11 protein-coding genes are annotated in these 12320 nt (G+C 41.5%); 7 read left to right on the top strand and 4 right to left on the bottom strand.

The window, feature by feature from the left end; genetic code table 11:
- Positions 1 to 2: 2 nt before the first annotated feature.
- The 5 genes from vxrA to L1D55_RS03290 are packed head-to-tail and all read left to right on the top strand — an operon-like array spanning position 3 to position 4395.
- On the top strand, positions 3 to 1481 hold the full coding sequence (vxrA, locus tag L1D55_RS03310; RefSeq protein WP_239916586.1) for a sensor histidine kinase VxrA: 1479 nt from the start codon (positions 3 to 5) through the stop codon (positions 1479 to 1481).
- Positions 1456 to 2115, top strand: coding sequence for a response regulator transcription factor VxrB (vxrB, locus tag L1D55_RS03305; protein WP_167480352.1), 660 nt, complete (start codon positions 1456 to 1458; stop codon positions 2113 to 2115). Before vxrA ends, vxrB begins: the two co-directional genes overlap by 26 nt.
- The gene (locus tag L1D55_RS03300; RefSeq protein WP_239916509.1) at positions 2115 to 3002 is read left to right on the top strand and encodes a DUF2861 family protein; all 888 of its coding nucleotides are present in this window, start codon (positions 2115 to 2117) and stop codon (positions 3000 to 3002) included. The genes vxrB and L1D55_RS03300 overlap by 1 nt, the downstream gene beginning before the upstream one ends.
- A 50-nt stretch (positions 3003 to 3052) precedes the next feature.
- Complete coding sequence (locus L1D55_RS03295) at positions 3053 to 4201, top strand: conjugal transfer protein TraF (protein WP_239916508.1); 1149 nt, start codon at positions 3053 to 3055, stop codon at positions 4199 to 4201.
- A gap of 41 nt (positions 4202 to 4242) precedes the next feature.
- Complete coding sequence (locus L1D55_RS03290) at positions 4243 to 4395, top strand: YoaH family protein (protein ID WP_004739134.1); 153 nt, start codon at positions 4243 to 4245, stop codon at positions 4393 to 4395.
- Positions 4396 to 5096: 701 nt separating this feature from the next.
- On the opposite strand, the gene L1D55_RS03285 is transcribed toward L1D55_RS03290, so the two are convergent.
- Positions 5097 to 6362, bottom strand: coding sequence for a GGDEF domain-containing protein (locus L1D55_RS03285; protein WP_239916507.1), 1266 nt, complete (start codon positions 6360 to 6362; stop codon positions 5097 to 5099).
- A gap of 1214 nt (positions 6363 to 7576) precedes the next feature.
- Here L1D55_RS03285 and L1D55_RS03280 point away from each other — a divergent pair.
- Positions 7577 to 7945 (top strand): phage protein, encoded by a 369-nt coding sequence (locus L1D55_RS03280; protein WP_065608080.1) that lies wholly within the window; start codon positions 7577 to 7579, stop codon positions 7943 to 7945.
- Positions 7946 to 8141: 196 nt separating this feature from the next.
- Positions 8142 to 8753 carry a hypothetical protein gene (locus L1D55_RS03275; RefSeq protein WP_239916506.1) on the top strand — a complete coding sequence of 204 codons (612 nt, stop codon included), beginning with the start codon at positions 8142 to 8144 and terminating at the stop codon, positions 8751 to 8753.
- Positions 8754 to 8892: 139 nt separating this feature from the next.
- On the opposite strand, the gene L1D55_RS03270 is transcribed toward L1D55_RS03275, so the two are convergent.
- From L1D55_RS03270 to L1D55_RS03260, 3 genes are all read right to left on the bottom strand, one after another.
- Positions 8893 to 9744, bottom strand: a complete 852-nt coding sequence (locus L1D55_RS03270) for a DUF3037 domain-containing protein (protein ID WP_065608076.1) — start codon at positions 9742 to 9744, stop codon at positions 8893 to 8895.
- Positions 9741 to 10445 (bottom strand): HipA family kinase, encoded by a 705-nt coding sequence (locus L1D55_RS03265; RefSeq protein ID WP_239916505.1) that lies wholly within the window; start codon positions 10443 to 10445, stop codon positions 9741 to 9743. Before L1D55_RS03265 ends, L1D55_RS03270 begins: the two co-directional genes overlap by 4 nt.
- Before the next feature lie 449 nt (positions 10446 to 10894).
- The gene (locus tag L1D55_RS03260; RefSeq protein ID WP_239916504.1) at positions 10895 to 12319 is read right to left on the bottom strand and encodes a zonular occludens toxin domain-containing protein; all 1425 of its coding nucleotides are present in this window, start codon (positions 12317 to 12319) and stop codon (positions 10895 to 10897) included.
- Between the last annotated feature and the right edge of the window lies 1 nt (position 12320).

The raw sequence follows: 12320 nt of genomic DNA, 5'->3' as shown, positions 1-12320 counted from the left end.
ATATGAATTTGCGCTGGTTTGTGATCATCAAAAGAACATTTACTCTTCTTATCGCTACGTTATCAGTATCAGTATCAGTAAACGCGTTTGCTGATTCTTTGCCTGAGCGTATCGATAATTTCACCAAACTATTTGATCATGAAACGGCAATCGAATCTTATGATATTCGATTGCTTCAGGCTGATTATCCGACACGTTTGATCACGCCTTCTTCAATGCTGCCGCAAACAGCAGAGTACCCACTTAAAGATATTCAGCGCCTATACCAGCTATCAAAAACTTGTAGTGGTAAGTTGCCGTTGAGCCCTTTGATCACTGAACCTTTAGTGTTTACGAGAGCGATGTGTAAGGGCACTAAACTGTCAGATCGTTGGTTTAGTCGTAGTGGGTTGATTCACCCAGGTGGTGGCTCTTATGCGGCGCGTTATGTTGAGAAATACCCAGAAAAGTTCGACTCTCTGAAGCGCTACATGCATATTCAAGAGCGTCCGAATACTGAAAATGATGAGCTACTGTCTCGCTTGCAACAGATGGATAACGAAGCCATCACTGCGCTATTGGCCGGTGCTAGCATGTTTGTCGAGCTTGACGAAATGTGGGTCAAACGTGGTGACAGATACTATCTATACAAAGAATCTGATTGGCATGAAAACGCCACGGTAGCAGGGTTGTCGTTCAGCTTATCGTCAGAAGGTAAGAGTTGTTTCGTCCAACGTGGTAACGTGTGTTGGGAAATTGAAGACCATTCAGAACTTCTGCAAGTCGCGATGTTTATTCTGGTGATTGCCAACATCATGCTTGTGCTAGGTTGGGCGATATACCGTTGGAATAGTAAGAAACAGGAATTGAAGAGTCGTATGTTGGTTCTTCAGATCTTAACACACGAACTGAGAACGCCGATTGCGAGCTTATCATTGACCGTTGAAGGGTTCAGACGAGAGTTCGAACACTTACCTGAATCGGTTTATGATGAATTCCGTCGACTGTGTGAAGACACGCGTCGTTTAAGACAGTTAGCAGAGGCAAGTAAAGACTACTTACAGTCGGACAATCAACCACTCGCAACTAAGTGGGTACCAAGTGTACAAGAGTGGTTAGAGTACAAAGTTGAAGAAGATTTCGCACCTGGAATCGAACTGCGCATCAACCAAGATATTGCTGCAAAAGTGAACGTATATTGGTTAGGGACCTGTATCGATAACCTGATCAGGAACGCTGTTAAATACGGTGTCGCACCAGTGATACTAGAACTGAATACTTCTGACAAGAAGCTGACATTCAAAGTTATAGATAATGGAGACTTGTCCCGCAAAGACTGGGGGCAACTAAGAAAGCCATTCGTTAGTAAGAGTGGACTAGGTTTAGGTCTGACGATAGTAGAATCTATGGTCGGAAAAATGGGCGGTCACATGACGCTAATCGGCCCCCCGACAACATTTATTTTGGAGATACCTTGTGAAACAGACATTGCTTCTCGTTGAAGATGATAAGAATTTAGCTGATGGCCTATTAGTTAGCCTAGAGCAAGCTGGGTATGAATGTTTACATGCTGAACTGATCTCTGAAGTTGAAGGCTATTGGGAACAAGCGGATCTAGTTATCCTAGACCGTCAACTTCCTGATGGTGACTCAGTAGATTCACTTCCAGGTTGGAAGAAGAAGAAAGATATCCCTGTAATTTTGCTGACAGCATTGGTTACAGTGAAAGACAAAGTAGCGGGCCTAGATTCAGGCGCGAACGATTATCTAACGAAGCCATTCGCAGAAGCCGAGCTATTTGCTCGTATTCGTGCGCAGCTTCGTCTGCCAGACGCTGAAGAGCAGGACACATCAAAAGTTATCGCTCAAAACCTTGTTATCGACAAGGCAACACGTGAAGTGTTTTTCAATGAGCAAGAAGTGACGCTAACGCGCACTGAATTTGATCTGTTGTTGTTCCTGGCAAGTAACCTTGGCCGAGTATTTACACGTGACGAACTACTTGATCACGTATGGGGATACAACCACTTCCCAACAACTCGTACCGTAGATACGCATGTTCTGCAATTAAGACAGAAGCTGCCAGGTCTAGAGATCGAAACGCTGCGTGGCGTTGGCTATAAGATGAAAGCGTAATGAAAAAAGCCTTACTTCCACTATTAATGCTGTCGAGTGTCGTTAACACCGCACACGCAGCAGATTGGTTTAAAAGCAGTGATGCTCTGACTCAAGTACATAAACATTTGTTGGATAACGACTTACCGCAGATGTTTGATTCTTTAGTGGAAGTTTGGCAAATCAATGCTTCTCAATCCCGAGAAGATCACCTCAACGAATTGTTTGACCAAGCGTTGAACAAAGATTGTGGTAAAACCCTCACCAAAAAAACTTTGCCCGATTGGATAAGTTCGGTCGTCGTCAAAAGGCACATAATTCAAAGCCCTGGCCGCGACACATTCCGAGTTTCAATTGATGTTGAATCTGAGCAAGGCATTCAAGATATCACCTTCGAAAAGTGGGTCGACAAGGTTGTCTCTTCCGATAGTGAATTCACGAAAGAAAGTGAAGTGGTCAACAATGCGTCAGTTAGTTTGTACCGCAAGCGTTACAACCTAGCGTCGCAGTTGGATTCTGGTTTGTATCGTCTGAACGTGAAAGGTGATGGTGGTAACTCTTGGAGCACATGGATTGTTCTTGGTGAAGTAGCGATGCGTCAGCAAGTGCGTTGGGCATCTAAAGATACATGGCGAATTGATAAGAAAGACTTACTCAACCCATATTGTCCGTTACCTAAGTTGGAAGTCGGTTTATACGACTATATCGACGAGCACTATGAACAAGTTTGGGGTAAGAGTTATGAGTCGGATTATCCGATGAGCTTGTCTGGTGAGGATTTACCCAATGACCGATATGTTCTGGCTGTTTCTATGGTGCATTCACGCTGGCAAGGCGATATAGCGATAGAACAAGCACAAACTATCAGTAAAACTTATGATATTTCTAGCGAAGAAGAGATAAAGTAATTTAAAATTGTGCCGTTAACTATGTAAGGGATCTAACAAAGATAAACGGCATGAAAAAAACTACTAAACTACTCGCAGCGTCCATTGCATTCGCCAGTCTTCCTATTTCAGCAGCAAACTACGCCATTGAAGCGCGTGGTGATGCAATGGGTGGTGTTGGTGTTGTTTCTGCAAACTTCCTAACTGCTCCATTCTATAACCCAGCATTGGTTGCCATTTACCGCCGCAACGATGACATGGGTATGATAACCCCAAGCTTTGGTGGTAACTACAATGATCCTAACGATATGAAATCAAATATCGATAGTGTTATTGACGCTTCAAATACCGCAGACCTAGATGCCGCTCTTAGTAAACTTGATGGCAACCAAGCAAACGTAGAACTTGGTGGTGTTGTGGCATTCGCACTTCCTAACCAGTTTGTTGCTGCGAACCTTTTTGCTAAAGCTTACACAGAATCTTTTGCAACACCTGACGTTTACACGACCGGTTCCGACACGGACAAAGTCGAGCTGTCTACCGTTGAAACTGTGTCAATCGGTGTAACTGAAGTTGGCCTTTCACTTGCGAAATACCAAACCTTTATGGGTCAACACATTTCATTTGGTATCACACCTAAGATTCAACGTATCTACACGTACAACTACATTGCATCGGTTAACGATTACGATCTTTCTGACGTAAGAGAAAACAGCAATGGTGAAACTGCATTTAACATGGATGCGGGTGCGCTTTGGTTCTTTGGGCCGTTTCGAGTGGGTGTTGCTGCGACCAACTTATTCTCAAGAGATATTGAGACGAAAGATACAACCCGAACGTTAACTAGCAGCACAAGCGGTGCTACACATAAAGTTGGTGGTAAATACGCTTATCAACTTGAGCCAGTTTATACCGTTGGTGCAGGTATCGTGTCTGACTACTTCTCGTTAAGTGTTGATTATGATTTGAATGAGACAGAAAAGTTTACTTCGTTTGAAGACAATGAGCAGATGATTCGTGTCGGTACTGAAGTTGATCTGTTGCGTCAAATGCAGCTAAGGGCAGGGTACTACAAGAACCTAGCTTACTCTAACTCGGAAGGAACGATCACCGCCGGTATTGGCTTGTCGCCACTTAATTTGTTCCAGCTAGATCTAAGTGCTAACTACACAAACGAAAACGCAATGGGTGCATCTGTCAATTTCCTTGCTAGTTACTAATAGTCCTTATATAGTTCTGCTCCTAAATAAAGGAGCAGAACATGCTAAACGACTTACCAACCCTTTCTCACGAAGAACAACAAAAAGCTGTTGAACGAATCCAAGAAATGATGAGCCAAGGTGTTAGCACAGCACAAGCTATCAAAATCGTTGCAGAGCAAATTCGTGAAGAAATGAGTAACAAAGAAGAGTAGGGCGTCAGCCCTTCTTTTTTATCACCTTAGCGCACTATAACTAAAATACTTACACACCAATATATTATCTCGCCAATCACAACCTTAATACCGCTCTAAAATACACACCTCCATATTCTGTAAATCCACATATATTCAACAGTTTACCTCGGAGTAATCTACTTTTTGGGGTGCATTAGCTTTTGTTTTGTAATTAAATTACAAGGCAAGTTGAAAGTTAAACATTCTGGTGTTTTGGTGTCAACATTTGTGTCACCAGCCATAAGTTGTTCAATATCAGAGCTTTTTTAACGATCGTGACGCTGTGACTTCAATGATTAGCGAATTAATTAAGCTAATCAATGGGTAAGGTTTTATGGTTTAAATGCAGGAGTGTTCGTGGCAAGCAACGATATTAAGATACTCAGGGACAGAGCTGCGTATCTAACGGTGCTTAGAACAGAGTTCGCATACTTCAAGCGCAGCAGAAAGTAGTTGCTGAGTGCATATTAGTGCAGCAAGCCCAAGGTCCGTATTGAGGTGGATGGTGATTTACCTAAGTGTGTGGCTTGAGCTTGAAGGAAGTTAATTCATGGTCGCTCGAATGAGCAACGAGATTAAAAATTGCTATGGAAAAGCGGTGAATACTAAGAGATTTAGCTGACTGAGTAGCCATCTTACAGGGGCTTAGAAATGTGCAGGTGAAAAACAAAGACGTGGAATCAAAACGTCACGACTTGGTTTCGTCCGTTGTTCTTCGCTTCATACAGTGCTTTGTCTGCTCGTTTGATTGCAGAACGTATCGACTCGTTCTGCTTAAGCTGTGTGACACCGGTAGAAGCTGTCACAGTTAGCCCGTTCGGCCATGCCTTTGTGTCCATTGCAAGGTATAAGTTATCGATTGATTCGTGACACTGTAGCGTCGTTTGTTCTAGACAAACAAGTAGGAACTCCTCACCGCCCCAGCGATAAAGTAAATACTGTTCACCAAGGGTTTCGTAGGTGGTAGCAACAAAATGAATGAGAACTTTGTCGCCTACTTCATGGCCGTGTTGGTCATTGATTTGTTTGAAATGGTCTAAGTCAAACAACGCGACGTGAATCATTTTCTCTTGTTGCGCCAGTCTTTCAAAATCATAGAAGGTATCTAGTGCTTCGGTTCTGTTTCTACAGCCAGTTAATGGATCGGTCGATGCTTTCACCTTTAGTTCTTCAATTTCTTGGGTTAAATAGCGTTGTTGCTGTGCAGAACGAGCTTTATTTCGTCGAGCGATATGTAGAGCACAGCAGACATAGTAGACGGAGTACATTACCCATAGTCCAACCAAAAGCTCACCTAGCAAAGCTTTGCTGATTATTTTACCGTGGAAGACGATACTAGAGATCTTAAGTGAATGATGCCCGGCAAGCGTGCTCGCACCAAGCCCGAGTTCAACAGATACCGCGTTCGTGATGTCTACCGCGCTATCAGAAACAGGGGGGTTATAATGATCAATCCACCAGAATGGGACGTTGAAGTAGTCCAAGTCGATGTGGCTTGCATCTGGTAGCGAAAAGTCTAAGCGATTGAACTTGTTCGACATTGCATCGCCTTTCACACTGTAGCGCTCGTCGTAGTTACGAATGTAAAAACGAAACCTTGGGTTATCTTGTCCTTCGTAATCCATGTTAATGGTTACCGAATCATACGTGGAAAGATCTAAACCTTTGCCTTCTTCAGATAGCACGAATTCAATCTCACAAAATGGCTTGCTGTAGGTACGCTTAAAGTCACACTGTAACTCTATAGCATCTTTTAATCTGCGTAACGAGCCAACTGTTCCGCCATTATGGATGCGGTCTGTGTTAACCAACGTAGGGTATTTGCCTGGCCCAATGACGTAGTTCTTGTTCATGAGCTTATCAAAAGAGAGTAACGACAATAGGGTGATTGCTAGGCAAAAAATCGAGAGGAATATGTTGAGTTTGCGGAATGCTTTGTCGCTCATGATATTTAACCCATACACGTAATTTGAACCCAATGCCGCATTATTTTAGAGTAGGTTCAATCAGATGTTAGAGTATTTGTATTCGTAGAATCGCCATACCCTAAAAATTAGTTCTTAGCTGATGTTTATACAGGAAAGCTAGCTATTAAACCAAATAGAAGTTTAAGAACTGAACGCAGAGCATTGATTTTGAATGTAATTTAGTCAGTAAGTACCGTTTTTACGGGGGGGGGGGGAATTGACTGTATAAATGCACAGTTAATTTTAAGCGGGTTTGTTTATTGTCTTTATAGCGAATCTGAGGCCTTTATGAGTTCGCTAAGTAGCGGGCCGAAAAAGCAAACAGTTCTTTAATTCGATAGCATTACGCTGTCACTTTTTGGTGCGTTTCTTAAGTGGGTAAGGCGAGAACATGAGGAAATAACCTCAAACTAACCCCTGAACTGTTTCAGGTAATACATGATTAGAGTCTGATTTCTTTGTAGCTTAATAGCTTTGAGCACTGGCCAAGTTGAACTTACATTAGTGATAAACAGGATATGGTAATGGCTAGGTTTAAGGTCTTAAAATTTTGGTGGTTCTAAGGCAAAGCTAGTACCAAGTACAGGTTGCTACAAAGCGAGATCAAATGTGGGCATTACAGTGTATTCGGAGTCTAAACAGTCAAAGCTAGAAAAACAATCTCGGTAGGCACAGACTCGAAACGTATAAATCCAAGCATCTAGATTTTGTTTGTGTAGTTAGTTGACGTGGTCGCGTGTGTGAAATCTGAAAACAGAACAGCAGGATTACTGAAAAATCTACACAAAGGACTCGTAGCTATCGTTTGTAAGCTGTGAGGAGTTGAACGTTTAAAATATCCAGTGGTTAGTATCAGTTGAGAAGTTATTTTTCGTGAACAAAGCAACGTAATTGTCTGGCAGGTAACCGTAACGAAATAAAGGCGAATTATAAAAGGTGCTCGGTGAAGATCCAGTAAGAGTGTTTAGCTGATGTAATTAAGGTGGTACTAGTTATTTCGATTTAACGTGTAACCAAACAACCAAAGTGATTACACGAATAAATTTAATCAGCGCGTACGTGAAATCTGTCAGGGATAAGGCTCGAAAAGCTCTCAGATTTCACATATAATGACTGCGTATTATGTCTGATTATGTTTAATGGTGCATATCTTATAAATTCAGTGCAACCTCTTGTATTTAGAGGTTTTATCATTGAAGTATCGCGAAATGAGTAAGAATTACATTTTTCGAGAGTTAGAGTGCCAAATGACAAAGGAAGAGGTCGCTGAACTGTGTTTTAAAACTGTGAGGACTGTCACGGGTTGGGACGAAGGAAAACCGATACCTCCGGAGTGTAAAAGGCTTATGCGTATGGCAAAAGGTCGGGAACTCAGCGTAAGTGATGATTGGGAACAGTTCAAAATGTTATATGACAGTATGGAGTTGCCGACAGGCCAAGTCGTGAGGCCACAACAAATATTAGCAGGGATTGCGCTCTTGGGAATTCAATCTGAATTAGAGATTAAAACCTCAACCCATCTACTTGGATTAGCCAGAGCGATAGCGAATATTAAAAAATAGCATTAGAAAAGCATGGACAACTCAGTTGAGTTCTAAGATGAGTCTAATTTTCTTCATCTTTAATCTTCTGATTTTATTAGAATTATCAATAATAATGAGTAAAATTGAGTTGGTCGCTACAAGATGTTAACTGTCTTAAAAAATGACCATGGATTCGTGTAGAGTATGGGTTTATTTTCTTGGATAGGTATTGTTTATGAAAAACTCAATGCTCCTCTCATTAATTTTAATGACTTCTGTTTCTGTTCACGCAAAATTTTTCCCTAGCTCCTATGTTGACCCCATTAGTGATAAACAGGTGTATGTACAAAAAACTTACTCTGATAATGCACAGTTTGGTTTTAGGTGTGATTCTGCAAGACGATCTAACGAAATGTATGTTGTATTCGGCAACAAAGATACAGGGAGTTATATTGCAGGGGCTAACAGTAAGTTAAATGTAAAACTTAGGGTTGATAGGGGCAAGGTACATAGCTTAGAAGCCGTAATGTCTAACTCAAACAGCAAATTTGTTTTCATTCAGAAACCAAGTAAAGGCTTAATGAAAGAGTTAAAAGCTGGGAGCAATGTACATTTACGGGCATTTAAGTACGGTAGCAAGGTTTACGAACATGCGTTTAATTTGAGTGGTTCGAGTCGTGCTATTGACGAAGTGAGTAGCCGTTGTGATCTCATTTATCAAAGTGATTCTTACTCTCTGCTAAATCGAGAAATTATGCAGCTTAAGAGGGAGCGAGATATAGAGATTAGAAGGATTGAAAGGGAATATAGTAAGAAAATTGCTGAAGTTAGAGCGCAATATCATTAATTGACGAACCTCCTTTTTGCTCATATCAGGAGAAAGAAGCCGGACTCATTGAGTTCGGCTTTTTTAATTTATGAATTATCAAATTGAGTAGTCTTGAAGGTTAGATAAAAAAAAGGCTACTGTTAAGTAGCCTCTTTGATCAATTTGTTACTAATTGAAAATCATCAATCATATGTTCGACATCGAACTCTGCAAATTTCAGTATATCTTGTTTGTTCTTGTAAGGAAGAACCTTAACACCGAGTTCTTTCATACCATTGTGAACAGTCTCAAAAGCGGTTAAAAACTCATCTTTTTTGCTTCTTGGTTCTTCAATCGTAAACAAAAAATCATCTTGTTGGACAGTGCGAGCTTGTAATAAGTGTTTTACTCGAGAAATCCAACGGTCTCCATGATCAACAAGTGCTAATGGAGTTTTTTGGTCGAATGCCAAAGGTTTTATTGCCTTAATCACATCTGCTTCTTTAGCAACTAAAGGCATTTTAAATTGGCTGAATCCAGTATTAAGACTTTGCTCTTTATAACGAACAGTTAAATTACTAATCAATTCTTTCCGTAATACTCTAACCATCTGCTGTTCACGGTATTCTTTCGTGTCTTTGAAATCTCTACCAATAAAGCGGTCAAATAACTGCTCTACGGCAAGTTCAGCATCTTCGGCCATCATTACACTAAGATCACCAAAGGTCATCAAGCCTTCTCGAGTTCTTGTTACTTCTTGCATTATATCAACGAGCTCTTGTCCGCTAATATTGTTCGCGTAATTTTGAACATAGCAAAGTTCATCTTCAAAATTAGCTATAGCTTGTTTATAAAGCTGTCCTTCAAGGTCATCAAAAAAGTCTGTAACTCTTTTAAAGCGTGCAGGGGCCAGCTTATAACTAACAAAACCTGTTTTTGGAGCAAACGCAAGGATACCAACATTGGCAAACTCTGATGTTTCTGCGAATGGCATAAAGCGAACAATCGCGAATTGTAATGCTATTTTCATGATATGTCCTCCCAAAATGGCTCATCTAGAAATTGTTGCAATACTAACGTAATTTCACGATGAATAGTATCTTTAGAATACAACTCTAACCACTCATCTGGAATCTTTTCGATGATTGCATCGATACCTTCTAGAGCGCCTTGAAACTTTTGTGTATAGATTTCTCTATCGACTAGATCTAAACCTTCCCAGTAATCACAACAAACATGCTCAGTTACATGCTCTTCTGCTTTAAAGTCATCAGCAAACGCTAAATTATGATCAACAACACAAGTGTTTCTAGTCCGTTGCTCTAAGAAAAAGTTGGGGTTTCCGCCACTACTAGTTAGATTCCGGTCATTATTTTTTATCCAATAGTCAAAAATAAATAAATCTCGTAGTAACTGGTTATGTACACCCTTAACTTGATTGTAGGTTATTTCTTGGAGGTTCGGCATGTATAGTGACGCGAAACAATAACCTGCTTCTAAGCCAAATGTCCCAAACTCAACAAGGTCATGATCAAGCCAAGCAATCTTAAAGTCAGGGATGGGTAAGCCAAAGTCTTTTGCTAAATGGGCAACAATCCACTCTTTTACAAGTCCAGCGCATGTTGCGCTACTGCCTTTTACTACATATTGCTTACCATCATCACCTTTGCACAAGTATGGGTTGGTTCTCCCTTGTGCCATTTTTCTAGTTATTGTTTCTATTGCTATCACGATAGTGTCACCAGATATAGTGAGGTTATAAGTGCTTGATTGGATATTACCACAACTAACTGTATGAATTAATTGATTGTGTATTTGAGTTTAGCGATTGTTGATAGATAGGTCGAATTTACCCCCGTGATACAACACGGGGGTTGTGCCGCCCACAGCGTCGCGCTCGCTGTTCAGCTCTCACGACTCACGCGAAGCTGTGAGCGGAATACCAAGAGTTAAGAGTCATATGGGTTGCAGTAGCAAAAAGCCCCACTGATGTTGTGAGGCTCTGCTAGGGTGATCTTAGCAATGTGAAGGGTTAGTAAGGTGGTTTCATTGAGCCAGCTACGCTTCGCTGCTTTTCGGGCATTTGGGAAAGTCATACCCAAGAACTGTATCGAGTGCCCTTATCCCTGCGGGGCGAGTATGTCATTTTTTGACAGACCTCCGTTCAAGTATGTCATTCGTCACATGCTGAAGATATCGACAGACCTTTGAACGTCTTCAACTCTACCACTCATCAAATCGTTACTTTCAGAAGCGATAGCAACGCCACTCGATGTAGGTGGACACGTTAGAACCCTAGACACTGATTTAGAACGCACTTGAATCAAGCAATCATCAATCAATTCGAAGCGGTAGCCGTAGCGGTTCAATATAGCCGAACGTACATAAAAGGTGTCCACGCCTTTATCTATCCTAAAGACAAACTCTGAATGCTCACCAAACCCCTTTGGATAAATCGTTCTATTTACTGACGTAAGATAGACCGCTGTAGAGCCATTGAATACAGGAAAGGCATCAAAGAAAGGATTCACAGCATCAGGAAGACTTTCAGGAGAAGCTTGAGAAGTAGCATCGCTAGAATCCACCCGAACAGAACTTTGCCCATCTTGGATAGAAACATTTTCAGATACTGGAACGTTAGCCGGAGCAGATAGAGTAGGCGAGTTGGTAGGGGCAGCTGGCGCATCAACCGTTTGAACTTCACCCACATCAGAATCAGATAGTACATAAGATAAATCCCATAGAAATTTGCCGATGGCCGCGAAGCCAATAATGATCGCGAGAATGAATTTGGGTGACTTCAAAATCGAGATGTCAGATTTGGTAGCGTTAAAGCCTCCTGTTCCCGTGGACTTATAAAGCGCGAACACATCAACAGGAATTTTCTTATTGGTGCTACTGGCCATGTCGGCTTTTGTCGATGGAGCTGTTTTTGTGGATTTGGGAGGGTGGTTAAAAATCCTAGGCTTACGACTTTGAAAGAAAGTATCCGTTGAACGGTGCGAATAGGCTTCACCGGCACATCCTTTCAACCAAGTAGGGATTGCAGTGTAGTCGGGCGTGAGCATGACAATATCCCACTGGTATTTACGATGTCGCGTAAATGCACCATAGAAGTCGAACGGGTAGAGTAGTCTGTTATTTTCGTCGAGTTGGGTTCGTTCGCAGTCATCAACATCTCCCACTTCAAACGAGTCAGGGTCAACTGGAAGCCAACGAGAATAGAACAGCTCAGAAAAGTCTTTTGGTAGATAATCTACGAACTCTGAAAACGGTCTTTGTAAAAACTTCTCACGCTTAAAACCTGCTTCAGGGCAATACAAATCCTGACACTCATCAATAACGATGAATGCACCAATGGGCATCCAGTTAAACCAATTTTGCCAAAGCATCACGCCCTCAGAAGATCGTGTAAAGATCCTAATCAGTCGTGCAGATTCTGGGAATTTTTCCCCCAATAACTCTTCTATAGACTCTTTAGGTTTCAAGCCCTCAATGTTGGTTACAACGATACGACCCTCACGCAAGGCAGGGAGAATTTCGAACCATGTGACATAAGCGGTTTTATAAGCTCCATTAGAGCCATGACGAAAGGAAACAGCCATA

The sequence above is a fragment of the Vibrio sp. Isolate22 genome (assembly GCF_022398115.1).
GTDB lineage: Bacteria > Pseudomonadota > Gammaproteobacteria > Enterobacterales > Vibrionaceae > Vibrio.
The sequence above is the reverse complement of the archived record's forward strand: the minus strand, read 5'-3'. Positions and strand labels throughout refer to the sequence as shown.

Bases quoted from the DNA above. Each gene is read 5' to 3' on its own strand.
- L1D55_RS03275 (WP_239916506.1), top strand. From the start codon at position 8,142: ATGAAAAACTCAATGCTCCTCTCATTAATTTTAATGACTTCTGTTTCT.
- L1D55_RS03290 (WP_004739134.1), top strand. From the start codon at position 4,243: ATGCTAAACGACTTACCAACCCTTTCTCACGAAGAACAACAAAAAGCT.
- L1D55_RS03295 (WP_239916508.1), top strand. From the start codon at position 3,053: ATGAAAAAAACTACTAAACTACTCGCAGCGTCCATTGCATTCGCCAGT.
- vxrA (WP_239916586.1), top strand. From the start codon at position 3: ATGAATTTGCGCTGGTTTGTGATCATCAAAAGAACATTTACTCTTCTT.
- L1D55_RS03285 (WP_239916507.1), bottom strand. From the start codon at position 6,362: ATGAGCGACAAAGCATTCCGCAAACTCAACATATTCCTCTCGATTTTT.
- L1D55_RS03300 (WP_239916509.1), top strand. From the start codon at position 2,115: ATGAAAAAAGCCTTACTTCCACTATTAATGCTGTCGAGTGTCGTTAAC.
- L1D55_RS03270 (WP_065608076.1), bottom strand. From the start codon at position 9,744: ATGAAAATAGCATTACAATTCGCGATTGTTCGCTTTATGCCATTCGCA.
- L1D55_RS03260 (WP_239916504.1), bottom strand. From the start codon at position 12,319: ATGGCTGTTTCCTTTCGTCATGGCTCTAATGGAGCTTATAAAACCGCT.